The organism is Mycobacterium sp. ST-F2 (assembly GCF_001905655.1).
Lineage (GTDB): Bacteria > Actinomycetota > Actinomycetes > Mycobacteriales > Mycobacteriaceae > Mycobacterium.
In genome coordinates this window covers 15,674-39,664 of record NZ_JMHT01000037.1, presented here as the reverse complement: position 1 = coordinate 39,664, position 23,991 = coordinate 15,674, and the positions used below count along the sequence as shown (strand labels likewise).

At 66.8% G+C, this 23,991-nt stretch carries 28 protein-coding genes; 16 read left to right on the top strand and 12 right to left on the bottom strand.

The window, feature by feature from the left end:
• The first annotated feature begins 221 nt into the window (after positions 1-221).
• Together EB75_RS14985 and EB75_RS14980 are read left to right on the top strand one after the other, a co-directional pair.
• On the top strand, positions 222-1,589 hold the full coding sequence (locus EB75_RS14985; protein WP_083612285.1) for a cytochrome P450: 1,368 nt from the start codon (positions 222-224) through the stop codon (positions 1,587-1,589).
• A gap of 531 nt (positions 1,590-2,120) precedes the next feature.
• Positions 2,121-2,792, top strand: coding sequence for a class I SAM-dependent methyltransferase (locus EB75_RS14980; protein ID WP_073696164.1), 672 nt, complete (start codon positions 2,121-2,123; stop codon positions 2,790-2,792).
• A 63-nt stretch (positions 2,793-2,855) separates the two neighbouring features.
• On the opposite strand, the gene EB75_RS14975 is transcribed toward EB75_RS14980, so the two are convergent.
• Positions 2,856-3,542 (bottom strand): TetR/AcrR family transcriptional regulator, encoded by a 687-nt coding sequence (locus EB75_RS14975; protein WP_073696163.1) that lies wholly within the window; start codon positions 3,540-3,542, stop codon positions 2,856-2,858.
• Between the two features lie 149 nt (positions 3,543-3,691).
• On the opposite strand from EB75_RS14975, the gene EB75_RS14970 reads away from it, so the two are divergent.
• The 3 genes from EB75_RS14970 (at position 3,692) to EB75_RS14960 (ending at position 6,304) form a co-directional block, all read left to right on the top strand.
• Entirely contained in the window at positions 3,692-4,399 is a 708-nt protein-coding gene (locus tag EB75_RS14970) for a dienelactone hydrolase family protein (RefSeq protein WP_073696162.1), read from the top strand.
• A gap of 33 nt (positions 4,400-4,432) precedes the next feature.
• Positions 4,433-5,806, top strand: a complete 1,374-nt coding sequence (locus EB75_RS14965; protein ID WP_073696161.1) for a cytochrome P450 — start codon at positions 4,433-4,435, stop codon at positions 5,804-5,806.
• Between the two features lie 204 nt (positions 5,807-6,010).
• Positions 6,011-6,304 (top strand): WhiB family transcriptional regulator, encoded by a 294-nt coding sequence (locus tag EB75_RS14960; RefSeq protein ID WP_406804307.1) that lies wholly within the window; start codon positions 6,011-6,013, stop codon positions 6,302-6,304.
• A gap of 42 nt (positions 6,305-6,346) precedes the next feature.
• Here the strand turns inward: EB75_RS14960 and EB75_RS14955 are convergent, their stop codons facing one another.
• From EB75_RS14955 to EB75_RS14945, 3 genes are all read right to left on the bottom strand, one after another.
• Positions 6,347-6,820, bottom strand: coding sequence for a hypothetical protein (locus tag EB75_RS14955; protein WP_073696159.1), 474 nt, complete (start codon positions 6,818-6,820; stop codon positions 6,347-6,349).
• A gap of 65 nt (positions 6,821-6,885) precedes the next feature.
• A complete protein-coding gene (gene abmR / locus EB75_RS14950) occupies positions 6,886-7,437 on the bottom strand; it encodes an ATP-binding transcription factor AbmR (protein WP_073696158.1) in 552 nt (183 codons plus the stop codon).
• A 79-nt stretch (positions 7,438-7,516) separates the two neighbouring features.
• On the bottom strand, positions 7,517-7,729 hold the full coding sequence (locus tag EB75_RS14945) for a hypothetical protein (RefSeq protein ID WP_073696157.1): 213 nt from the start codon (positions 7,727-7,729) through the stop codon (positions 7,517-7,519).
• Positions 7,730-7,826: 97 nt separating this feature from the next.
• On the opposite strand from EB75_RS14945, the gene EB75_RS14940 reads away from it, so the two are divergent.
• Both EB75_RS14940 and EB75_RS14935 read left to right on the top strand, forming a co-directional pair.
• A complete protein-coding gene (locus EB75_RS14940) occupies positions 7,827-8,030 on the top strand; it encodes a cation transporter (protein WP_061002753.1) in 204 nt (67 codons plus the stop codon).
• Positions 8,027-10,138 (top strand): heavy metal translocating P-type ATPase, encoded by a 2,112-nt coding sequence (locus EB75_RS14935; RefSeq protein ID WP_073696156.1) that lies wholly within the window; start codon positions 8,027-8,029, stop codon positions 10,136-10,138. Before EB75_RS14940 ends, EB75_RS14935 begins: the two co-directional genes overlap by 4 nt.
• Here the strand turns inward: EB75_RS14935 and EB75_RS14930 are convergent, their stop codons facing one another.
• Positions 10,139-10,939, bottom strand: a complete 801-nt coding sequence (locus tag EB75_RS14930; protein ID WP_073696155.1) for a glycoside hydrolase family 16 protein — start codon at positions 10,937-10,939, stop codon at positions 10,139-10,141. It abuts the gene before it with no gap.
• 68 nt (positions 10,940-11,007) lie between these two features.
• Entirely contained in the window at positions 11,008-12,087 is a 1,080-nt protein-coding gene (locus EB75_RS14925; protein WP_073696154.1) for an adenylate/guanylate cyclase domain-containing protein, read from the bottom strand.
• 42 nt (positions 12,088-12,129) lie between these two features.
• Here EB75_RS14925 and EB75_RS14920 point away from each other — a divergent pair, with 42 nt between their 5' ends.
• Both EB75_RS14920 and EB75_RS14915 read left to right on the top strand, forming a co-directional pair.
• A complete protein-coding gene (locus tag EB75_RS14920) occupies positions 12,130-12,618 on the top strand; it encodes a DNA-deoxyinosine glycosylase (protein ID WP_083612284.1) in 489 nt (162 codons plus the stop codon).
• A gap of 76 nt (positions 12,619-12,694) precedes the next feature.
• Entirely contained in the window at positions 12,695-13,657 is a 963-nt protein-coding gene (locus EB75_RS14915; protein ID WP_073696153.1) for an esterase family protein, read from the top strand.
• Here the strand turns inward: EB75_RS14915 and EB75_RS14910 are convergent.
• Entirely contained in the window at positions 13,654-14,481 is an 828-nt protein-coding gene (locus EB75_RS14910) for a helix-turn-helix domain-containing protein (RefSeq protein ID WP_073696152.1), read from the bottom strand. The genes EB75_RS14915 and EB75_RS14910 overlap by 4 nt on opposite strands.
• Positions 14,482-14,508: 27 nt before the next feature.
• Between EB75_RS14910 and EB75_RS14905 the strand changes: the two genes are divergently transcribed.
• Genes EB75_RS14905 through EB75_RS14895 form a run of 3 tightly spaced genes read left to right on the top strand, consistent with a single transcriptional unit; the run spans position 14,509 to position 15,889 of the window.
• The gene (locus EB75_RS14905; RefSeq protein ID WP_073696151.1) at positions 14,509-14,976 is read left to right on the top strand and encodes a VOC family protein; all 468 of its coding nucleotides are present in this window, start codon (positions 14,509-14,511) and stop codon (positions 14,974-14,976) included.
• A 23-nt stretch (positions 14,977-14,999) separates the two neighbouring features.
• Positions 15,000-15,446: an HIT family protein gene (locus EB75_RS14900; protein ID WP_073696206.1), complete on the top strand. Its 447-nt coding sequence runs from the start codon at positions 15,000-15,002 to the stop codon at positions 15,444-15,446.
• Positions 15,443-15,889 carry a nitroreductase family deazaflavin-dependent oxidoreductase gene (locus EB75_RS14895; protein ID WP_142239612.1) on the top strand — a complete coding sequence of 149 codons (447 nt, stop codon included), beginning with the start codon at positions 15,443-15,445 and terminating at the stop codon, positions 15,887-15,889. Before EB75_RS14900 ends, EB75_RS14895 begins: the two co-directional genes overlap by 4 nt.
• Here EB75_RS14895 and EB75_RS14890 read toward each other — a convergent pair.
• The 3 genes from EB75_RS14890 to EB75_RS14880 are packed head-to-tail and all read right to left on the bottom strand — an operon-like array spanning position 15,886 to position 18,751.
• Entirely contained in the window at positions 15,886-16,938 is a 1,053-nt protein-coding gene (locus tag EB75_RS14890) for an LLM class flavin-dependent oxidoreductase (RefSeq protein WP_073696149.1), read from the bottom strand. The genes EB75_RS14895 and EB75_RS14890 overlap by 4 nt on opposite strands.
• A 3-nt stretch (positions 16,939-16,941) precedes the next feature.
• Positions 16,942-17,772 (bottom strand): uracil-DNA glycosylase, encoded by an 831-nt coding sequence (locus tag EB75_RS14885; protein ID WP_073696148.1) that lies wholly within the window; start codon positions 17,770-17,772, stop codon positions 16,942-16,944.
• Between the two features lie 28 nt (positions 17,773-17,800).
• On the bottom strand, positions 17,801-18,751 hold the full coding sequence (locus EB75_RS14880; protein WP_073696147.1) for an oxygenase MpaB family protein: 951 nt from the start codon (positions 18,749-18,751) through the stop codon (positions 17,801-17,803).
• Between the two features lie 80 nt (positions 18,752-18,831).
• Between EB75_RS14880 and EB75_RS14875 the strand changes: the two genes are divergently transcribed.
• Positions 18,832-19,470 (top strand): TetR/AcrR family transcriptional regulator, encoded by a 639-nt coding sequence (locus EB75_RS14875; RefSeq protein WP_286150202.1) that lies wholly within the window; start codon positions 18,832-18,834, stop codon positions 19,468-19,470.
• Here EB75_RS14875 and EB75_RS14870 read toward each other — a convergent pair.
• Positions 19,457-19,804 (bottom strand): hypothetical protein, encoded by a 348-nt coding sequence (locus tag EB75_RS14870; RefSeq protein WP_142239611.1) that lies wholly within the window; start codon positions 19,802-19,804, stop codon positions 19,457-19,459. The two genes, EB75_RS14875 and EB75_RS14870, sit on opposite strands and share 14 nt — an antisense overlap.
• Positions 19,805-19,845: 41 nt before the next feature.
• On the opposite strand from EB75_RS14870, the gene EB75_RS14865 reads away from it, so the two are divergent.
• The 3 genes from EB75_RS14865 (at position 19,846) to EB75_RS14855 (ending at position 23,249) form a co-directional block, all read left to right on the top strand.
• Entirely contained in the window at positions 19,846-21,270 is a 1,425-nt protein-coding gene (locus tag EB75_RS14865; RefSeq protein ID WP_286150201.1) for an FAD-binding oxidoreductase, read from the top strand.
• Positions 21,271-21,417: 147 nt separating this feature from the next.
• Positions 21,418-22,665 carry a cytochrome P450 gene (locus tag EB75_RS14860; RefSeq protein WP_073696144.1) on the top strand — a complete coding sequence of 416 codons (1,248 nt, stop codon included), beginning with the start codon at positions 21,418-21,420 and terminating at the stop codon, positions 22,663-22,665.
• Positions 22,665-23,249, top strand: a complete 585-nt coding sequence (locus EB75_RS14855; protein ID WP_073696143.1) for a TetR/AcrR family transcriptional regulator — start codon at positions 22,665-22,667, stop codon at positions 23,247-23,249. The genes EB75_RS14860 and EB75_RS14855 overlap by 1 nt, the downstream gene beginning before the upstream one ends.
• Here EB75_RS14855 and EB75_RS14850 read toward each other — a convergent pair.
• Complete coding sequence (locus EB75_RS14850) at positions 23,234-23,959, bottom strand: siderophore-interacting protein (protein WP_073696142.1); 726 nt, start codon at positions 23,957-23,959, stop codon at positions 23,234-23,236. The genes EB75_RS14855 and EB75_RS14850 overlap by 16 nt on opposite strands.
• Positions 23,960-23,991: the final 32 nt, after the last annotated feature.

Sequence of the window (23,991 nt, the reverse complement as noted above, 5' to 3'; positions counted from 1 at the left end):
CAATTCTGGGAATCGTGCTGTGCCGGCGGGCGCCACGCTTGGAGTCACCCTTTTTCGGCACTTTCACCATCGGCTAATCTTGGAGCGTAAACCGCGCATTAGCAAGACGATTCGTCAAACCAGGATCGACCACGCAATTGGTCATTACCGTTTGCAACGGTGCTATGGTGGCGAATTCGCCAGTTGCGTAGACGCGCATTGTATTCCGGGGAGGGATCGTCATGGCGGTGTCGTCGGACATGCGAGATGTCGCATCGTTGCCGCTACCGCCGCTGAACCCACTGCCGTACAAAGAGCGCCTGGCGGCGTGCCGCAGCTTTCACACCGGTACGGATATCTTGCGCGATGCGGGCGGTCCCGTGACGCGCTTCAGGTTGGCGCCCCGGTGGCTGATGCCACCTCTGGTGGTCGTCACCTCCCCACAGGGCATCCGCGACGTCGTTTCCTGCCGTGACAGTTCGATCGACAAAACCGCCGGCGTGACCGTGGAGATGCAGCGTCTCCTCGGCCCCAACCTGTTCGTCACGCCGTTCGAGCAGTGGAAGCCGCGTCGCCGCACGCTGCAACCGGTGTTCACCAAACAGTCGGTCAACACGTTCGGCGGCCACATGTCGAAGGCAACCGAATCGGTCTGCGGCGCTTGGCAGGACGGTAGCGAGATCGACCTGGACGTCGAGGCGCGCAAGCTGACCATGCGCGCATTGGGGCACTCGGTGCTGGGCCTTGACGTCACCAGCAACAACGATTCGTTGTCCGCACCCATGCGGGAGGCGGTCAGTTATGCCGTCTCGCGCGCCATCAGCCCGGTGCGGGCGCCCCATTGGCTCCCGACGCCCGCACGTCGGCGGGCACGCAGAGCGGCAGCCACTTTGCGCACGGCGGCCCTCGACATCGTCCGAGCGTGCAAGGCCGATCCGGCCCGAAGCGCACCGCTGGTGCAGCAGCTCATCGCGGCCAGGGATCCGGATACCGGAAAGCCTCTGACGGACAACGAGATTGCTGATGAGTTGATCATCTTCATCTTCGCCGGACATGACACGACGGCGACGTCGATCTCGTATGCCCTGTGGCAGCTGGGGCGTAACCCTGATATTCAGGACCGCGTCGCCGCCGAGGTCGCCGCACTCGGTGCCGGTCGGCTCACCCCCGACGACGTTCCTCGGCTCGGATACACCGTTCAGGTGCTCAAAGAGGCGATGCGGTTGTGCCCGCCGGGTGCGACCGGATCGCGTATGACGATGCGGGACGTCCAGGTGGCCGGCTATCGGATTCCAGCCGGGACGATGCTGGTTGTCGGCCGGATGTCTGTTCAACGGGACCCGACGTTGTGGGCAGACCCGTTGCGGTTCGACCCCGACCGGTTCACCGAGGAAGCCTCGAAGAGTCGTGACCGCTGGCAGTATGTCCCGTTCGGCGGTGGGCCTCGAGGATGCATCGGGGATCATTTCGCGATGCTGGAGGCCACACTCGCGTTGGCCACCATCGAGCGTCGTGCTGAAATCACTTCTCTCGAAGACGAATTCCCCACGGCCGCACCGTTCACCGTTGTTGCCGGCGGCCCGATTCCCGCCAGGATCAAGCTCCGCTGAACCGCCCAGGCCTGCTGATCGAGAGGCCCGTCAGACAGCAGTGCCGGTCGATGACCCCTCGACATCGACCAGCACTGCCGCTTTTGTCACTGAGCGCCGGCCTCAAGCGCAGTCGTACTCATTCCGCGCCTGGTCATGGCCGCGCCACCGAGGTGATGTCGGCCGCCCCTCGGACGTCGCGAATCACCCTCCACACGTCGACGACAATACATACTGCACGTACAGCGATACAACAGTAACCATCGACAATATGCAGCAATTGACGCTCCAAATCGATGTACCGAGACGGTCTGCTGCAGCGGGACAAGGTGCACGGGCACGGTTACGCGAAGCCGGTTCCCACGGTGTCCGCAGACCGTCTCACCTGATGCAGGCGCGCCCGAATTCAGTTGTCGACCAACCGAACCCGCAATCAGCCTGGGTCTGATCACGACGCGAGGTCGACGAATCCCGGCAGCCATGGCCACACCAGGGCCAATGCGGAAAGGTTTGCACTGCCGGCGCCCAGCGGCATGGCGCTACGCTCTGGCCATGGGCGAAGTGATGGACTGGGACAAGGCATACCAGGGCGAACTGTTCATGGGGCCACCGCCGTGGAACATCGGGGCGCCACAACCAGAGATCCTGACCTTGATTGACCAGGGAAAAATGCACGGCCCCGTCCTGGACGCCGGTTGCGGCGTCGGCGACACCGCGCTGGAACTCGCCGCACGCGGCTACGACGTCACCGGCGTCGACATCTCCGCCGTTGCCATCGCAGCCGCCGAAGACGCCGCAGCGCAGCACGGACTGTCGAACGTTCGCTTCCTGCAAGGCGATCTGCGACACCTCGACGCTGTCGGCTTGACGCAACGGTTCAGCACGGTGCTCGACTGCACGCTGTTCCACTCCTTGCCCGTCGATGGGCGCGACGACTACATGCGCGGGATCTACGACGCCGCCGACAGCGGCGCTGCGCTGTACCTGTTGGTCTTCACCACCGAAGCGATCCCGCCCGACTCCCCATTCCCGATCCCCAACTTGGTGACCGAAGCCGAAGTCACCGCGGCGGTGGGCAAATACTGGTCCGACATCACGTTGCACCCGGCGCTCGTCGCGGTGAAACCACCGGAATTTCCGGGACATCCGGAACGCAACTTCCCCACCGATGAGAACGGAGTTGCCCAGCTTCCGGCGCTGCTGCTCGCGGCGCGCAAGCCGTAGGCGAATCGGAACTCACTGCTGCGCTGGATTATTCAGCGCAGCGGTCGAGTCATGGAGCGCGGTTCAGCCAGGGGTCTCGGTCGGGTTCTGGGCCTTCGACCGGAAGGCGCCGTGACGCAACAGACCGGTGACGGTGCTATCCCAGCGTTCCAATTGCTCGCCGGTGTAGAACGGCTCGCCCAGATACCGCTCGATATGGCGGCGCAGGATCATGGGGCCGACGCGCAAGATCAGCGGAATGAGAATCAGCCATTTGTAGTCCAGGTCGCCCAGGACTTCACCGCGCTCGACGAACTGCCTGCCCTGCGCCTCGCTGATTCCGGTCAACCCATCGAAGATCACTTCACCGATCGTTGAATCCGAATCGATCTCAACGAGTGCGCGCCCGACATAGTCCATGACACGCGGATGAGTCTCGATCAGGCGCGTCATGCGCCGGCCGGCCTCCTCGAGGGCGTCCTCTTTCGGCATCATCTCCGGCTCCAGGCCTTCGCCGAGAACCTGCAAGACGTAGTTGTCCACTTTTGCGGTCAAATCCGCTTTGGTGTGGAAGTGGTGCTGCACGGCACCTACCGAAACCCCTGCTTGTTCGGCGATCATCTTGAACGTCGTCGCGGTGATGCCATGAAGCGCGAACACCGTCAATGCGGCGTCGAGAATCCTGTCCTCAGTGGACGGCTCTGGCGGAGCCGGCGGCTTGAACGGAAATAAGCGGGTCTCTGCCACACATCGACCATACAGCCATCTCATGGGAGAATACAGGCATACCGGCAAACAATATAAAACTATCGTACTAGCCAAAACAAGTATATCAAGAGGCGAAGGAGCTGCGAGAAATGGCGGCACAGCAAACACCCCATCCCCCAGCTTCCGCCGCCGCCCGGACTCGATAGCGACCCATGCCCGACATCAGCTACCTCGATCACACCGGCGACCCCGTACCCGCGTACCTGGCAGTGCCGGCCGGCACTGGTCCGTGGCCGGCAGTGGTGGTCGTCCAGGACGTCCTCGGAATGACCGCTGACCTGCGTCGAACCGCAGAACGACTCGCGGACAACGGCTATCTCACTCTGGTCCCCGGCCTCTACGGCCGCGGACCAAAGATCAAGTGCATGCTCAGCACCATGTACGCAGCCGTCGTCGGTCGGGGCAGCGCCCAGCAAGCAATCATCGCCGCCCGCGACCACCTCCTCGCCGACGCACGCTGCACCGGGAAGGTCGGACTGGTGGGCTTCTGCATGGGCGCACAATTCGTCGTTCAACTGTCCCCGGGGGGACTGTTCGATGCCAGTGCACCGAACTACGGTGTGCTACCACGTGATCTCGAACCGCTGAAAGAATCGTGTCCCGTCGTCGCCAGTTTCGGCGCCAAAGACCGCATCGTGCCCCGCGGTAGCGCCGCCAGACTTGAATCCGCACTCGCCGAGGGCAATGTGCCACGGGACATCAAGGAATATCCGAACGTCGGCCACAGCTTCATGAACGACTGGCGGCTCCCACCGGCGATGCGCAAGATCGAAAGCGCGGTCGGGCTGTCCTACTTCGCCGACGAAGCCGAAGACGCCTGGAAACGCATGACAGACTTTCTCGAAAAGCATCTGGCATAACCTCGCACCCGGCAGAAGGGCACGTTCACCAGGATGGCCGACCACAACGACGCCCTGCCGGACCCTGACCAGCTGCCCCTGGTCCCCATGAACCCGCTGCCGGTCGGCGAACGGATGAAATGGGCCCGGCAGAACCACTACGGACAGGTGGCACTGCGCGAGGCCGCAGGCGCCAGCATCACCCGAGTGGGACTCGGGCCGCGCTGGCTGGGGCCCAGCATCGTGTTCGTGATGTCACCCGAAGGTGCCCGAGATGTACTGGCGCGCAACAACGATGCCTGCGATCGCACACTGGTGCATCACGAAATGCGGCGGCTTCTCGGGGACAATCTCGCAGACCTGCCCAACCTGCCCTGGCGGGCACGCAAGAGGACTCTGCAGCCGGTCTTCACGCGGCACCGGGTCGCCGCATTCGGCACCCACATGTCCGACGCGGCAGCCGCCATCAGCAACAGTTGGCCAGACGGTGCCCAACTCGATCTCGACGCCGAAGCGCGCCGACTGACCATGCGCGTCCTGGGACGCTCGGTGCTCGGAATCGATCTGGACGATCGCGCCGAAGCTCTGGCCGACCCCCTCAACATCGCGCTGGCCTACGTGGCCGATCGCGGCATGCGGCCCGTGCGCGCCCCGTGGTGGCTGCCCACCCCGGCACGGCGCCGCGCCCGGGCCGCCACCGCGACGCTGCGGCGGCTCGCCGGAGAGGTCCTCCAATCCTGCCGCGCCGACCCGACCCGCGACGCTCCCCTGGTTCACGCCCTGATCGCCGCGACCGACCCCGAGACCGGCCACGCGCTCTCGGACCTGGACATCTGCAACGACCTCATTGCATTCATGGTCGCCGGCCACGACACCACAGCGACCACCATCGCGTACGCCTTGTGGGCGCTGGGACGCCACCCCGAGATCCAGAGCAGGGTTGCCGAAGAGGTCGCGGCCATCGGCGATCATGACCTCACCCACGAGGACGTCCCCCGGCTCGAATACACCACCCAGGTCCTGCGCGAAGCGCTGCGCCTGTGCCCACCGGTGGTGGTCGCCGGCCGTACTGCCTTGCGGGACATCGCCGTTGACGGCTACAAGATCGAATCCGGCAACATGGTTCTGGTGGGCATCTTCGGCATGCACCGCGACCCGAAGCTGTGGCCGGACCCGCTGACATTCGACCCCGACCGGTTCGGCCCCGAGAACGTCAGCGCCCGCGACCGGTGGCATTACATTCCGTTCGGCGCCGGCGCGCGGACGTGCATCGGAGATCATTTCGCCGTTCTGGAAGCCACTCTCGCCTTGGCCACGATCGTGCGCGCCGTTGAAATCGAGTCCCTGACAGAGGATTTCCCGCTTGCGGTGCCGTTCACGATGGTCGCGGGCGCCCCGATCCCGGCGGTGGCGCACCGTCGGTCATGAGCCTGGCCGGCATGGTCGACGGCTGGCACCGCCCGCGCGGTCACCGCGCACGGTTCACCCATATCGCTGGACAATATTAGACACCTTGTATGCAATATGACTATATTTGCACGTGGAACCGCGAAGAACGCCGCGCTGCTCAGGTTTGGGGGAACCACACGAGTCCAGGGCGGTCTCGCGTCGTCACTGTCGGGGAGGGAGAAATTGGCTGCGCCACTGCAGACACCAGCTGTTCCGCTGCAGCTGCCGCCGTGCATGTCCGACCCGGACCGGTGGGTCAGCCCCGGCGATGACGCCGAAGTCAAGGCGTTGTGCCGCGGGTGCCCGCGCCGCCGGCGCTGCGCCGGCGAAGCCATCAGCACCCCGGGCATCTCGGGCGTGGTCGCCGGCGTGAATGTGCCCGAGGGCGGTCGCGCCCGCACGTTCGCCCTGCGGCAGCTGCGGGCCGTGGCCGCGCTCGCCGGCCCGCCCGGCAGGCCCATGGCCGATACGGCGTGACAGGCATTGACGTTGCGGGGACGCCGGGAAGCCCGCGATGCCTCAGGCCGCGAACGCAGCCGTCAGCTGGACCCGGATGACCGGATCGGACTCAAGGCGGTGCCGGAGCGCGCTCTCGAATTGCCAGATGGACGCGAGGTCGTGGTCCAGCCGGCAGTCCACGGCTGCGGCCGTGCCCGACGGCGGTGGGCTGTCGGCGATGTGGTCGGCGACGGGTTCCAGCAAGGTCCGCGGCGCCGCCAGGTAGTAACCGGGATTCGGACCGCCGACCTCGGCCGCGTACAGCAGCCCATGCTCGGTGATGATGACGTGCGTGGCCAGGACCCGCACCGGCCCGTGCCGCTCGGCGGTGCCCCACTCCTCGGCCGCCAACCGTCCCTGGATGACGTGCAGCCGCACGTCATCCGTGAGGAATTTCGTGAAGTCACCCGGCGCCAGCACACGGGCCGACGCGAGGTCGGCATTCAGGCTGCCGCACAGCATCTCGCCGATGTAATTGAACAACCGATCGCTCATGACGCGCTCCCATCGGGCCGGTACCTTGAGCCTGCACCCGAGCGGCGGCGAACGTCAATGGTTGATCAGAGTTGCGGGCCCTCCGCGCGAAGATCGTCGACCGCCGTCATGGCGTCACGCAGTTTGGCGAGCCACTCTTCGGCATGCTCACCGACCAGCCGGACCGACCAGGCCAGCGCATCGGACCGTGAGCGCGCCACGCCGGCGTCGACCAGGGTGTCGAGCACCTGCCGCTCCGGCTGCTTGAGCCGCGTCATCACCGGAACGGCCAAGTGGGTGAACAGGATTCGCTCCGACTCCCCGACCGATACACCCCAGGCCACCTTGCGCCCGTAGCGAGCTTCGGCCTCGTCGGCGATCCGCATGCGCTCGGACCGGGTCTCCTCCCGGAAGCGCGCCACCCGCCCGGAGGCCCGGGCGGCCGTTTCGGGATTCTCCGGGTCGGGCAGTCGCCCGATGACGATGATCTCCTCGCGGTCCACCGTGACGTCCGGGTCGCCGGCGAACCACTCTTCCGGGAGCCGACCGGCGAACCAGTCGGCGGCGTCGCCCGCGTCGGGCTGCTGCGCTTGTTGCCAGCCGCCGCGGCGGTCCTGGCCAGAATGACGTTGCCTCATGCTTACATGATTACACCGTTACATCTGTAATGAAACAGCGTTTCACCCGGGGCGAACGTGTGCGGGAAGAGTGGGTCTGTCAGCGCTTACGCAACAGCGCGGAACCGCCGAAGACGGCCAGCCCGAGCGCCACCAAGGCCAGGAACACCGCCCAGCCCGGGCTCACGAAGACACCGACCAGCACGATGGCGGCGATCACCGGCGACGCCACGAACAGCAGCATGCCCGGGTGTTCCTTCGCTACCGCGAGGGCACTCTTCGCCCGGATCGGGTCAATTTCTTTGCGCGCCATGGAACCAGGATGCCACCCTGCACGACCAAATGACGAGGCAACACCGAGACCCACATCACACACCTACCTATACTCCCTATGGGTATATACTTCAGGCATGAGTCAGGTACTTGAAGTTCAGGGAATGTCGTGCGGACACTGCGTCGCGTCCATCACCTCAGCTGTCGAGCCGCTGCCCGGCGTGACGGGCGTCGAGGTGGACCTGAAGGCCGGCACCGTACGAGTGGACGGCGAGCCTGACCGGGCCGCCGTCGCCGCCGCGATCGAAGACGCCGGATACGACGTCGTCCAACCGGCATGACCACGTCGGTCACGCTGTCCGTGGGCGGCATGACGTGTTCGTCATGCGCGGCCCGGATCGAGAAGCGGCTCAACCGGATTGACGGAGTTCACGCCAGCGTGAACTTCGCGACCGAACAGGCGGCCATCACCTACCCGGACGGCGTGACCACCGACGAGCTGGTCGCGGCCGTCGAGGCCACCGGCTACACCGCGAGCGTCGACAAGACCGACACCCCCACCGAAACGGCCTACCTGCCGCGGCTGTTGGTGTCACTGGCTCTGACCATCCCCGTACTGGCGCTGTCGATGATTCCGGCGCTGCAGTTCCCGCACTGGCCGCTGTGGGCGCTGGCGCTCACCACCCCGGTGGTCTTCTGGGGCGCCTGGCCGCTGCACCACGCCGCGTGGACCAACCTGCGACATGGCGCGGCGACCATGGACACCCTGGTATCGCTCGGTGTGCTCACGTCGTACCTGTGGTCGGCTTGGATGCTGGCGATGGGCAGCGACCACCTCTACCTCGAGGTCGCCGCCACCGTCACGACGCTGATCCTCGCCGGTAAGTTCTTCGAGACCCGCGCCAAGCGGCAATCGGGCGCCGCGCTGCGCGCACTGCTGGACCTCGGGGCCAAGGATGTGGCGGTACTGCGCGACGGTCACGAAATCCGGGTTCCCATCGAACAATTGACAGTCGGCGACACCTTCGTCGTCCGTCCCGGCGAGAAGATCGCTACCGACGGCGTGGTGATCAGCGGGACGTCCGCAGTCGACGCCTCGATGCTGACGGGCGAGTCGGTACCGGTCGAGGTCGGTCCCGGTGACCAACTCGCCGGCGCCACGGTGAATGCCGGTGGTCGGCTCGAGGTCCGGGCCACCCGCGTCGGCGCGGACACCCAACTGGCCCAGATGGCGCGCCTGGTGGCCGACGCCCAGAGCGGCAAGGCCGAAGTGCAGCGTCTGGCCGACCGGGTGTCGGCGGTCTTCGTCCCCGTGGTGATCGGTCTGGCGCTGGTGACGCTGATCGGCTGGCTGGTCGCGGGAGGCACGGTCAGCGCCGCGCTGACCGCCGCCGTGTCGGTCCTGATCATCGCGTGCCCCTGCGCCCTGGGCCTGGCCACTCCGACGGCCCTGCTGGTCGGCACCGGCCGCGGTGCGCAGTTGGGCATCCTGATCAAGGGCCCGCAGGTGCTGGAATCGACCCGTGAGGTCGACACCGTCGTCCTCGACAAGACCGGCACCGTGACCACCGGAAAGATGACGGTTGCCGCGGTACATGCCGAGTCCGACAACGTATTACGACTCGCGGGCGCGTTGGAGCACGCATCCGAACACCCCATCGCCCAGGCCATCGCAACCCGGGCCGCCGCGGACGGACCGCTGCCGGCGGTCACCGACTTCGTCAACCACGACGGTCGCGGCGTCACCGGCGTGGTGGACGGTCACGACGTGGCGGTGGGGCGGCGCAGCTGGCTCACCGCTGAGGCCTCCCCCGAGTTGCAGACCGCCGCGCAGACCGCGGAAGCCCAGGGCCGCACGCCGGTGTGGGTCGCGGTCGACAGAGCCATCGCGGGCGTCATCGTCGTCTCCGACACGGTGAAAGACACTGCCGCCGAGGCCATTACCGAGCTCAAGAAACTGGGGCTGATGCCCGTGCTGCTGTCCGGCGACAATGCGCGCGCGGCCGGCGCGGTGGCCGCTGAGGTCGGCATCGAGACGGTGATCGCCGAGGTGCTGCCCGCCGACAAGGTCGACGAGATCAAGCGGCTGCAGGATCAGGGCCGGGTCGTGGCGATGGTCGGCGATGGCGTCAATGATGCTGCCGCCCTTGCCCAGGCCGACCTGGGACTGGCGATGGGCACCGGCACCGACGTGGCGATCGAGGCCTCGGATCTGACCCTGGTCAGTGGCGACCTGCGGGCCGCGGCAGACGCCATCCGGCTGTCCCGGGCGACGCTGGGGACCATCAAGGGCAACTTGTTCTGGGCGTTCGCCTACAACGTCGCGGCCATCCCGCTGGCGGCTGCCGGCATGCTCAACCCGATGATCGCCAGTGCGGCAATGGCTTTCAGCTCACTGTTCGTGGTGAGCAACAGCCTGCGGCTGCGCAGCTTCACGCCCCGCCGGTAGCTACCAGATCCGCACCCAGTCGACCAGCATGTCGGCGGGGTAGGTGCCCGGGCCGGGATCACCACCTCCGGAACCGGCGACGGCGAGGCCGAGGATCGGGAACAGGGTGTAGCCGGGATCGTTGAAGTGCCAGTTGGGCAACGACTTTGCCGGGACGTTGAAGTACGGCTGGGCGCCGTCGGTGTAGTCGAGCCAGAACCGCATTCCGGCGTCGTCCCACTGGCACCGCCAGTTGTGCCAGGCGCTGTCGGGCGTGATGGTGTGCGAAACATGTTCGCCGCCATTGAGGTTGGCGTGCACGGTCGTACCGGGAGCCCAGCTCCCGTTGCCGTACCACTCCATGATGTCGACCTCGCCGCCGATCCCCGGGGTGTTGTTGGCCAGATACCAGGCCGGCCAGCAGCCCGGGGTCAGGCAGTTGAGCTTCATCCGGGCCTCGAAGGTGTGGCCGATGCCGGCACGGAAGGTGCCGAAAACCTTGCCGCTGAAGTAGGTATTCCCGTCCTTGGCGGCGCGGATCACCAGGTTCGACTTACCGTCGAGGAACAGGTTCTTGCGGTCGTTGCGGTACTGGCCGACGTGTTCGGGAAGCTCCCAGTAGGTGGGGTTCTCCATCGACTCGCGGGCCGTCGCGATCTCCCATTTGGAGGTGTCGGGCGACGATCCCGCCGGCCCGTCGAAGTTGTCCTCGAAGATCAGTTTTCCGGGCGTATCTGCGCGGGACTCGGCCGTGGGAAGCGTGGCGGCCAACAGGCCCAGCCCCGCCATGGACAGCATGCTGCGACGATCAATGTCTGGCATGCCTACCCATGTAAGCCGCGTCCCGGCCAGCGTGCAAGTCAAGTGCAAGCCGGGCACCGGCGCCGCGGCTAAAGCTCTTTGCGACGGGCCCGGAACATTTTCACCTCGTCACGGATGCCTTTCAACCGTCGCGCACCGGCGAAAGACCAGTCGAAACCAGGTGCGTCACCGACCGCCTCGCGTGCCGATTCAGCCAGCAGAACAGCCCCGGGCCGGGCCACTCCGGTCACCCGGCTGGCATTGTTGACCGCACCGCCGAACCAGTCCCCGGCCCGGCTCACGGCCAGCCCCGTCGCCATGCCGGCCTTGAGCCGCGGCAGGGCCTCATCGGCTTCAGCCGCGTCGACGAGGTCCAGGATCATGTTCAGCAGCGGCACCGGTTCGGGGCTGACGAGCATGACCTCGTCGCCGATGGTCTTGATGAACCGCACCGGCGGCTCGGCAAGGGTGCGCGCCAGATCAGCCAGCCGCTGTGACAGCCGCTCCAATCCTTCCGGCGGCAGTTCCTCACCCAGGCTGGTGAAGCCGACCAGATCGGCGAAGGCGATCGACACCATCCCCGCGCCCGGCAGCGCCGGACCCGTCAGGCGTTCGGTGGCGGCGACCTCCTGCTGCAACAGCGCGTGCAGCATCTGCGTACGGAGCATGTCCTGGGCCATGGGTCCCAGAAGAGGCGCAACGTTTCCGGTCAGCGCAGCGACGGCCTTGGCGTTCTCCAACTCGGTCGCGTCGGTCTGCAGGATCGCCGACAACGCGGCAAACTGCATGACCTCCACAGTTTTCGCGAGGCCGTCCGTCATCACCTGAATCACCGCGACGACCTGCTCGATCGGCAGTCCCAGGCCCAGGCACTGCTGCGCATATCCGACCAGCTGGCTGTCCACCGTCAGGTACAGCGCGGCAGTCGGGTCATCGGACCGGGGCCGGCCCGCCGCATGCAGAATCCGTTGCAGCAGATCGATATCCATGTCCCACCGGGTGGCGATATCCCGGGCCGAGAGCCGGATACCGTCGTCGCCGAGGGCGCGCCGGGCCGGCAGCAACATCGGCGCGAAGGCCTCGTCGATCTCCTGCTCGCTGAAGCCTTCCGACAACAGCCAGTCGGTCAGCTCGGCGCTGTCGGCCGGCTCGGCAGCTTGTTCGCTCACCCGGCCAACTTAGCCTGACCGGAGGCCTCGCAGAATGGGCACATGACCGAACCACGGATGCCGCTGCGCACCGGCCTGCCGGCGGTCGTCGGCGCCAACCCACGAGTACTGATCCTGGGCTCGTTTCCCAGCGAGAAGTCACTGGACACCGGCGAGTACTACGCCAACACCCGCAACCAGTTCTGGCGGCTGCTGGCCGCACTCCTCGGATTCGACGTGGACCTGCCCTACCCCGAGCGCCTCGAGGCCGTCACCGGCGCGGGGGTGGCGCTGTGGGACGTCGTGCACAGCTGTCGGCGGGTCGGCAGCCTGGACGCCAACATCGACCGGAAGACGTTGGTGCTCAACGATTTCAGCGCGTTCCTCGGCGAGCACCCGACGATCGAGCGGGGCTTCATCAACGGCCTGACCGCGTACACACTGTTTCAGCAAGCCGATACCGCGCTGCCCGCCGGCCGGCTGCCGTCGAGCAGCGGGGCCTTGACCATGTCATTCGCCGAGAAGCTCGCAGCGTGGCGAGTGGTCGGCTGAACGTTTCACCTGTGCCGATCGGGGTATGCCGGCCGCATGCGGTGTGTATCCGCATCCGGACCCAGGGGGTTTACCCATGCCACGCATCACTACGAACCTGCCGGGATTCACCAAGCTTCTGGGTGCGGCGCTGACGGCGCTGACGATCGCCGGTCTGATCACAGCGACGCCTGCCGGTGCATTCTCCCGGCCCGGGCTACCCGTCGAATACCTGAATGTGCCGTCGGCGGCCATGGGCCGCGACATAAAAGTCGAATTCCAGGCCGGCGGTCCGCACGCCCTCTACCTGTTGGACGGCCTGCGCGCCCAGGATGACACCAACGGCTGGGACATCAACACCCCCGCCTTCGAGTGGTACAACGAATCGGGCGTGTCCGTGGTGATGCCGGTCGGCGGCATGTCGAGCTTCTACACCGACTGGTATCAACCGGCCGTCGGCAATGGCACCACGCAGACCTACAAGTGGGAAAGCTTCCTCACCAGCGAATTGCCGGCTTGGCTGGCCGCCAACAAGCACATCTCGACAGGCGGTAACGCCGTCGTCGGGCTGTCGATGAGTGGCTCCACCGCCCTGATCTACGTCGCCTACCACCCCGACAAGTTCCGGTATGCCGGCTCACTGTCGGGATTCCTGAACCTGTCGGACGGGTTCTGGCCACCGATGGTCGGGCTCGCGATGAACGATTCCGGCGGCTTCAATCCCGGTGCCATGTGGGGTCCTCCCGGTGACTCGGCGTGGGCGCGCAACGACCCGACTGTCAATGTCGGCAGGATCGCCTCGTCCGGTGCACGGCTGTGGGTGTACTGCGGCACCGGCACGCCGGACGACCTGGCAGGCGCGACAAGCGGTGTGCCGCAACAATTCCTGGAGAGTTTCACGCTCGCGTCGAACACCAAATTCCAGGGCGCATACCAGGCTGCAGGCGGCCACAACGCCACCTTCAACTTCCCGCCGACCGGTACCCACACCTGGGCATATTGGGGTCAGCAACTGCTGCAGATGAAGCCGGATATCCAGGCCGCCCTCGGAGCGCGCTAACCGCGGTGCCGACTGGCGTACTCCCCCGGCGTGCAGCCGAGCATGGCCCGGAAGTCGTTGCTGAAATGCGCCTGGTCATACCAGCCCAAACACACTGCGAGATCAGCGAAGTCGACGTCCGGCACCGTCTCGATCTGCAGCGCCGCGTGCTGCAGGCGGTACCGGCACAGCACCCACTTGACCGGCACACCGACGTAGCGGCGGAACACGCGCTGAGTGGTGCGCTCGCTCCAGGGCGACAGCGCCATCACCTGCTCGACCCGGTGCAGCTGGTCGTCGGCCTTGACCCGCTCGAGCAGCGTCAACAGGTCGCGATACGTGGTGTCGGAGTCGGGGTGATCGCCGATCGCATCGTCGAGGGCGGTGGCCGTCCGCTGGATATCGTCGACGAAACCGACTGGCACGCCGAACAGTTCGACGTCAACTGGCAGGACCCGGCCCGTCAGAGCCCCTGCGTCCCGGCCGAACCGGGCGGTGAATCCACCGGGCCGGAACCGCGCGCCGACGACCGAGCCGCTCTCGGACAGCGTGGTGGTGAACACCCGCTCGACCACGCCGTGCACCAGCGTCGCCGGCAACCGGTGCCCGTGCCGCACACCGTCGGTGCCCCACTCGTGTGTCAGATGCACGGCGGGAAACGTGATGACAGTGCTGTCGAATGGCTCTTCGCCACGGAGATCCCACGTGACCGACCAGAAATTCTCGACCCAGACGGCCGCGGCGGCGGACGGCTGCCACTGCCGCAGGTCGAACACCGAGGCCGTGTTGGCGCGACCGACCACACCCAGTTGCGCTGTAGCTGTCGGGTTTTTCCAAGCCACCACACCACCGACCCTACGAGACTTGCAGACATGAGCGTGCAACCAATTCCCCAGGGCTACACCAGCCTGACCCCGTTCCTGGTGATCGATGGGGCTGCCGCCGCGATCGACCTCTACGTCGAGGTGTTCGGCGCCCAACTGATCGAGAAGATGGACGCGAGTGACGGCACCGTGGCACACGCCGAGCTGGACTTCGGTACCGGCCGGCTGCAATTGTCCGATCCCAACCCCGATTACGAACTGACGGCGCCACCACGCAGCGGGCCGGTCACCCATTCGGTGGTGTTGTACTGCCCCGACGTCGACGCCGTGGTCGAACGGGCTGAGCGCGCCGGCGCGACGATCCGGGAGGCGACCCAGACTTTCGTCACCGGCGACCGGTTCGCGTCGATCGTCGACCCCTTCGGCCAGCGGTGGGCGGTGATGACGCGGGTCGAAGAGGTCGACGCCGCCGAGCGCGACCGCCGGCTGTCGGAGTGGGCGGCGAGCAACGTCTGACCCTGCTGGCTTACCGTGGACTGATGGCCTGTGTGTTCTGCGACATCATCGCCGGCAAGGCGCCCGCGATCCGGATCTACGAGGACGACGACTACATCGCCTTCCTGGATATCCGGCCGTTCGCCCGCGGCCACACCCTGGTGGTGCCCAAGCAGCACTACGAGAACCTGGTCGACACCCCGCCGGACGTGGTCGCCGGCCTGGCCAGGCTCGGTCAGCGGGTTGCCCAGGCGTCGCGCGAATCCGGCCTGCACGCCGACGGCAACAACATCGCGATCAACGATGGTAAAGCCGCATTTCAGACGGTCTTTCACATCCATCTGCACGTCGTCCCGCGCAAGACCGGCGACAAGCTGGCGTTTGCCAAGGGCATGCTGCTGCGGCGCGATCCGGACCGCGAAGCCAGTGGAAAAATCCTACTGGAGGCGGTCGCGCGGCTCGAAGATCCGCAGGCAGACTTGAGCACATGAGTATGCCCCTGTGGGAGAAGTACCTCGGCCTCCCGATGCTGAAGATGCACGACCGGATCTATCAGAAGACGGAAGGCCGGATCGGCCACCAGTTCCCCGGTGTCCCGCCCAGCCTGCTGCTGCACACCGTCGGCGCCAAGACGGGCCTGGCGCGCACCACGTCGCTGACCTACGCGAAGGACGGCGACTCCTACCTGGTGGTCGCGTCCAAGGGCGGGGAGCCGACGGCACCGGGCTGGTACTTCAACGTGAAGGCCGACCCGGAGATCGAAATCAACGTCGGGACAAAGCGAATCCCGGTGACCGCCCGTGTCGTCGGCAAGGACGACCCCGACTACCCGCGGCTGTGGCAGGTCGTGAACAAGAACAATGCCAACCGCTACGCGGGCTACCAGAAGCGCACCACCCGGCCGATTCCGGTGATCGCGCTGACCCCGCGTTAGAGCAGCTGCTCGGCCAGCAGCCTTAGCGTCGTCTCCCTAGCCGGGGCGGTGGCTGGATCGCAACCACGGCGGGCGGCGGCGACGGGGCTGACCATCACCTCGTCGACGCCAAAATGTGTTGCCAGTTCCCGGATTTGGGCGGCGGCCTCTTCGGGTGCGCCGAGCACGGCCCGCTGCATCCCGGCGGCCACAATGGCCTGTTGCTGCGGAGTGAGCTGGTTCTTCTCCGAGTCTTCGACGAGGTCCAGCGCGCGCAGCGGTTCGCCGGTGCGCAGCCACGCCATCATCTGCAGGTTGGGCCGAATCAGCTGCTCGGCCTCATCGCGAGTTTCCGCCACACACGCGTTGACGGTCATGAATGTCGTTGGCTTGTCGGCGAATTCGCTGGGTCGGAACTCTTCGCGATAGGTGGCCAACGCTTCTTCGGTGCCCTGCCCCGAGAAGTGGTGGGCGAACACATACGGCAGCCCCTTCGCTGCGGCAAGGTGCGCCGAATACATCGACGAACCGAGGAGCCACAGCTTCGGCGGGCTCACCGCGGCCGGGGTGGCCTTCAGGATGTAGTTCTTGTCCAACAGGTTTCGCCCCTCGAGAGACACCTTGACCCCGCCGGGGCTCATCAGCGCGACGACGTCGTCGAGGTACTCGGGAAAGCGCTGGATGTCCTCGTCGGTGCGTCCGGCCGGGCCCCGCAGCGCGATCGAAGTGACGGGGTCGGTGCCCGGCGCCCGCCCGACACCCAGGTCGATCCGGCCAGGGGCTGCCGCCTCAAGGAGCGCGAACTGTTCGGCAACCGCCAACGGCGCGTGGTTGGGCAGCATCACACCACCTGAACCGAGCCGGATGCGGTCGGTCTGCGCGGCCAGGTACCCCAGGAGCACCGGCGGGCTCGTCGCGGCGACCGCGGGCATGTTGTGATGCTCGGCCACCCAGTAGCGGTGGTAGCCCAACTGGTCGGCGGCCTTGGCGAGGCGGACGGTGGCGGCGAAGGCGTCGGCGGTGGACTGGTCACTGCGGACCGGGACGAGATCAAGAACTGACAACTGCACGATCTAATCCAACTCCTTCGGGCTGGAAGCGATTCCCTTGGCCACGGTGAACACGTCATCGAGCATGGCCGGAGTGAGCCGGCCGGTGAACGTGTTCTGCTGACTGGGGTGGTAGCAGCCGAGCAGCCGTCGTCCGTCGGGAAGCGCGGCCAGCACTCCGTGGCCGAACTTCGGATACGGCCGTCCCGCTCCCGTCAGGTCCAGCGCGGCCTTCCAGGCGAAACCACCGAGAGCGACGACGACCCGGACGTCCTGACCCGTCAGGCGCCACTCCGCGCTCAGCCACGGCTCGCACGTGTCGCGTTCCTCGGGTGTCGGCGCGTTGTCGGGCGGTGCGCATCTGACGGCGGCGACCACGCGAATATCGTTGAGGGTCAGCCCATCTGCCGCGTCGATGCTCACCCCGCTGCTGGCCAGCCCCACCCGGTGCAAGGAAGCGAAGAGAAAGTCCCCCGACCGGTCACCGGTGAACACGCGGCCGGTGCGGTTCGCGCCGTGCGCCGCCGGCGCCAACCCCAGCACCCAGATGCGCGGCCGCTCCACACCGAGACCGGGCACCGGCCGGCCCCAGTACGGCTCGGCCGCGTAGGCCTTGCGCTTGGCCAGCGTCCGCGTTGCGACATCTTCGCGCCAGGTGACCAGGCGCCGGCAGCCGCGGCACACCGACACCTGGGCGTCGAGATCGATCAGCTCGGTGCAGCGTCGGGCCCTCGCCCGCACCTGTGCCGCAGACCGCGCGACGGGGGTGTCGGCCACGGCGGGATCACCCGGCCAGCCCGACCCGGGCGGCACCGGGGACGGGAACAACACTCCGGTTCGGGGATGCGGCAGCACCCCCAGATTCTGCGCCCCACCCGGGCGGCTACGCCGCGAAGCTGTCCAATTGGAGCCCGTGGTAAGCCGACCGCAGGCGTTCGTAGCGGTACCGGTTGTACGCCAACGGATCAAGCACGACGGCCCGTGATAGGTACCGCCAGGCCAGCTGCGACGCCTTCAGGTACAGGGCGTATTCGAGGCGGGTCACGGGTGTCGATCGAATGTCGAGCAGGTCCCGCATCTTCGAGTGGGCATGGCGCTGCCCCAACACTTTCGGCACCCGCAACGCCAGGGGCGTCACCAGTTTCCACACCGGCGACACGAGGCCACGCAGGCGTTTCGGCAACAACGCCGGCATGGGCAGGGTATCGAAGCTGTCGTCGGCGTACTGGAGAAAGGCGTTGTCCGCCAAGCACTCTTCGGCAACCTGGTCGTAGTACGCCTCCATGTCGGCCAGCGTTTCCGGCAGTTTGGCCCGGGCGCTGGGCAGCTCCAGGTAGCTCAGCATCCAGCGGGTGGTCTGGTAGACGATTTCGCGTTCCTCCACGTCGAGATCGCGACCGCACACGGCCAGGTAGCCCCGATAGAGGACATTCAATCCGCTCACCGCGATCCACTTCCACAGGTCGGGGTCGAGCGCACTGAACCTGGTGTCGGCGAACTCGCCGTTGCCGGTGCCCTTCACCGCGGCGTGAAGGCGCTTGAGTTCCTCGGTGTCGAAGCGGCGGTCCGCCTCATCGCCGAACAACATCAACATGCCGTAGGTCAGTGATCGGATGCCTCGGTCGGTGAAGTTCTCCTGGAACCGCCCCGAACGGTCGACCGCGGCGGCGACGGGGCGGTACGCGACCTGGTCGAGCGCCAGGCGGCCGAATAGCCCGAGACTCAGCGGTGAGCCCAACCACCACCGGACGTCGGCAGCCAGCTCCGCATGCGGCTGACCGGGATGCCACGGCTCGACTGCGGCGCCAACGGATGCTGCGGTGCTCGTCGTCATGCGCGAATCCAATCTGTCATCAAGCGTTGATAGATGAATTGAGGCAACCATCTGTCAACACCTGTGTCAAGATTGGATTCGTGAGCGGGTCCAGGCAATACGGTGGCCTCAGTGGCGCCGACCGCACAGCCGAGCGGCGGCGCCGCTTCGTCGCGGCCGGCCTGGACCTGATGGGCACCAAGGGCATCCCCGCAACGACCCTGCGGGGCGTGGCAGAGCGGTCGGGGCTCGCGGCACGCTATTTCGCCGAATCATTCCCGACCATCGAAGACCTGCACATCGCCGTCTTCGACGAGATCGTCGCCGAACTGGAAGAGCGCGGGCTCGCCGCGATCGCCGACACCGACGGGGGTCCCAGGACTCGCTCGCGGGCGGCGCTCGGGTCGCTGGTCGACCTCGTGCTGACAGATCCGCGCAAGGGCCGCGTCATCCTGATCGAGTCCGCCTCGTCGCCCGCGCTCGGCCCGCGCCGGCTCGCCGAGGCTCAGCGCTTCGCCGGCATCGTCGCGGGGCTGAGCGGTTCGGCCACCGACCCCCGACCGCTCGACCTGCGGTTGGCGGCGCAGTTCGTCATCGGCGGGGTCGGCGAGACGCTCACCGCGGTCCTCGTCGGGGCGATCACCGTCGAGCGTGAATACCTCATCGACATGCTGAACGACCTGTTGTTTGCTTCATTGCGCGCGGTCCGCACCACCGCGGGTGCCGTCAGAACGGGATGATCGACTCGCTGTTGAGATGCAGCCACACCCGGCGCGCCCACCGCCGAACCGGGCCGGCCGACAGATGCGCGATCAATTCCCGGTCGACCACAAGATAGCCACCGGGCACCCGCTGCCACAGGCCGGCCATCCAAAGTTCCAGTGCTGCAACGCTTGTCACCGTACCGGGGGCGAGGGCATCGAGGTCGGCATCGGACACGAACGTCGGGCGCGAGGTACGCACACTGTGATAGACGGAACGCACGTGAAGCTCGATCGCGGTCGCAGACACATCGGCTCCGCGACGACTGTCGCGGAGCGCTTCCATCTCGGCCAACAGGGCCTTGCTGTACACATTGCTGACGATACCGGTAACACGGTCGTTACATGCGATTAATGCGCACGGCACATGACGCGAGTCTTCGCTGGTACCAGCCGACTCCTAGACTTGCCCCCGTGCATACCGCGCTGCCGAGCCTCATCGCCGACCTGCCCGCCGACGCCGTCGTCACCGACCCGGACATCGTCGCCTCCTACCGGCAGGACCGGGCGCTCGATCCCGACGCCGGCACCCCCATCGCGGTGGTGCGGCCGCGGAGTACAGAAGAAGTGCAGACGGTCCTGCGATGGGCCAGCGCGCACAAGATCGCGGTAGTGCCGCGCGGCGCAGGCACCAGCCTGTCCGGTGGTGCCACGGCGGTCGACGGCGGCATCGTGCTGACCACCGAACGGATGCGCGACATCGTGGTCGACACGACGACGCGCACCGCCGTCGTACAGCCCGGCCTGCTCAATGCCGAGGTGAAGAAAGCCGTTGCCGCCCACGGACTCTGGTACCCACCTGATCCGTCGTCGTTCGAAATCTGCAGCATCGGCGGCAATGTCGCCACCAACGCGGGCGGCCTGTGTTGTGTCAAGTACGGCGTCACGACCGACTACATCCTGGGCCTGCAGGTGGTGCTGGCCGACGGCACCGCGGTGCGGGTCGGCGGGCCGCGACTGAAAGATGTGGCAGGACTTAGCCTCACCAAACTGTTCGTCGGTAGCGAGGGGACGCTGGGCATCGTCACCGAGGCCACGCTGCGCCTGCTGCCGCCGCAGCACCGCGGCTGCACCGTGGTGGCGAGCTTCGATTCGGTACGGGCCGCGGCCGATGCCGTCGTGACCATCACCGGCAAGATTCGCCCGTCGATGCTCGAGTTCATGGACGACGTCGCGATCAATGCCGTCGAGGACAAGCTCAAGATGGGACTCGATCGGGGCGCCAAAGCCATGATGGTGGCGGCGTCGGACGATCGCGGTGCGGCGGGCGTCGAGGACACCGAGTTCATGGCCCGGGTCTTCACCGAGGCCGGTGCCACCGAGGTGTTCCTGACCGACGACCCCGACGAGGGCGAGGCCTTCGTGGCGGCGCGGCGATTCGCCATCCCGGCCGTGGAAGCCAAGGGTCCCCTCCTGCTCGAGGACGTCGGCGTACCGCTCCCGGCGTTGGCGGACCTGGTGGCCGGTGTCGGTGACATCGCCCGCAAGCACGAGCTGCTGATTTCTGTGATCGCGCACGCCGGGGACGGCAACACCCACCCGCTGATCGTCCACGATCCGAACGACGCCGAGAACACCCGGCGCGCCAACATCGCCTTCGGCGAGATCATGGACCTGGCCGTGTCGCTGGGCGGCACCATCACCGGCGAGCACGGCGTCGGCCGACTCAAGCGGCCCTGGCTGGCGGGCCAACTCGGCCCGGAGGTCATGGAACTGAACCGCCGGATCAAAGCGGCACTGGATCCCGACAACATCCTGAATCCGGGCGCGGGTATCTAGCCGCCACGCAGTCACAATGTCGGCCTGAGAGTGTCGTTGAGCTGTATATATCTCAACGACACTCTCAGGCCGACATTGCGTTGGAGAACAGTTCCTCGGACCGCCAACGCCCTTGACACATCCGGCCCGCCGCCGTACACATAAGACATGACGGCGATTTTGTCTCATGAGACATCCGACTCCCCCGTGGCGTTCCAGCTTGCCGATTCGGCCGGGTGGGTCGACCCCTGGCCGATGTACCGGTCGCTGCGTGACCACGATCCCGTGCACCACGTGGTGCCCGCCGACAATCCCGGCGCTGACTACTACGTGCTGTCCCGGCACGCCGACATCTGGACCGCCGCGCGCGATCACGAGACCTACTCCTCCGCGCAGGGCCTGACGGTCAACTACGGCGAGCTGGAACTCATTGGCCTGCAGGACAATCCGCCGATGGTGATGACGGACCCACCCGTGCACACCGAATTCCGCAAACTGGTGTCGCGCGGCTTCACGCCACGGCAGGTCGAGGCCGTCGAGCCCAAGGTCCGCGAGTTCGTGGTGCAGCGGCTGGAGAAGCTCAAGGCCGCCGGCGGTGGTGACATCGTGGCCGAGCTGTTCAAGCCGCTGCCGTCGATGGTCGTCGCGCACTACCTCGGCGTCCCCGAGGCCGACCGCGACCAGTTCGACGGCTGGACCGAGGCCATCGTCGCGGCCAACACGGCCGAGGGCGGGCTCGGCAATGCGCTGGAGACGCTGGGCAGCGCGCTCGGCGACATGATGGGCTACTTCACCGCACTGATCGAGCGCCGCCGCAAAGAGCCTGAAGACGATACGGTTTCGCATCTGGTCGCCGCGGGCATCGGCGCCGACGGCGACATCACCGGCGTGCTGTCGATCCTCGCTTTCACGTTCACCATGGTCACCGGCGGCAACGACACCACCACCGGGATGCTGGGCGGCTCGGTGCAACTGCTGCATCAGCGCCCCGATCAACGGAAGCTGCTCGTCGAAAACCCCGATCTGATCCCGGAGTCCGTGGACGAACTGCTGCGGCTCACCTCGCCGGTGCAGGGCCTGGCCCGCACCACGACGCGCGACGTCACCATCGGCGACAGCACCATCCCCGCCGGCCGCAAAGCCCTCCTGCTCTACGGTTCGGGTAACCGCGACGAACGCCAATACGGTACGAACGCAGGCGAATTGGACGTGACGCGGGCACCGCGCAACATCCTGACCTTCAGCCACGGCGCGCACCACTGCCTGGGCGCGGCGGCCGCGCGGATGCAGTCCCGCGTCGCCCTGACCGAACTGCTCTCGCGGATACCGGAATTCACCGTCGACGAGGACAACATCGACTGGGCCGGCGGCAGCTATGTGCGACGCCCACTGTCGGTGCCGTTTACCATTCGCTGATGGCAAACGACTGGCTGGCCGGCCGACGCACCGAGGTCGCGGCGGAAGCCATCCTGGACGCAGCCGACCGCTTGTTCGCCGAGCAGGACGCCGCGACCGTCGGGATGCTCGAAATCGCCAGGGCGGCAGGCTGTTCCCGCGCCACGCTGTACCGGTACTACGAGAACCGCGACGTGCTGCACCTGGCGTACGTGCACCGCGAGGCGTTCCGGGTGTTCGCCCACGTCGGCGAGCAGATCGCGGACATCACCGACCCACGCACCCGCCTGCTCGACGGAGTGGCGATCGCGCTGCGCAGCGTGCGGGAAAGCCCCGCCCTGTCATCGTGGTTCGTCGCCACCCAACGGCCCATCGGTGGCGAGGTGGCCGCTCAGTCCGACGTCATCACCGGGCTGGTGGCGGCGTTCCTGTCGGCGTCGTGGCCCGAGCTGGAGAGCGAGGCCGCGCACCGCCGGGCCACCTGGCTGGTCCGAATGTTGGTGTCGCTGTTGATGTTCCCCGGCGCCGACGAAGACGACGAACGCGCCATGATCGACGAATTCGTGGTGCCCCAGCTGGTTCCGAGCGATCAGGCCTCCCAGTAGGCCCGGGCCTTGATCGCCTTCTTCGGAATCTGGTAGTCCTCACGCAGCACCTTGGCCACCGACCGCGTGGTCCGGTTGTCGCATGCCACCCAGCCGAAGTGGTCGGAGGCGTCGAACGCCGAGGCCCGCACGGTCTCGACCAGCGCTTCCCCGTTGTTCTTGCGGTCGACCCAGGTGACAGTCAAGCCCGGAGCCCCGGTACCCACCTCCAGATCGCGGTCGTCGTCGTGCCCGGCCTCGAGGAACACCTGGATGGGCGCCTCGCCGATGGCCCGCAGCAGCGAATTGATGGCCGGCAGCGATGCGATGTCACCGACCAGCAGGTACCCGGCGGGTGCCGGCTCGGGCAACTCGAAGCTGCTACCCAGCAGGGTCACCTCGAGAGTGTCGCCGGGCTTGGCCTCCTGCGCCCAGCGGGTGGCCAGACCGTCATGCAGAGCGAAGTCGATGTCGGTGGTGCCGGCGGCCGGATCGGGGTTGACCAGCGTGTAGCCGCGCTGGTGCGCCTTGTCGCCGTCGGGGAACCAGCCGCGGACCCACATGGTCGGGTGCACCGGCCGCTCAGCCAGCAGGTTGCCGGTGGTGAAGTGCAGGCGCAGGTAGTTCGGGGTGATCTGGGTGCGGCCGGTGACGGTCAGCTCGTAGTCGCCGCCCCGCCACAGTTTGACGAGCGCGCCTTGGATTCCGCGCGATGGCTTCGACTCGGTCATGTTGCACCCTCCGGTTGGACTATTAGGGCAGC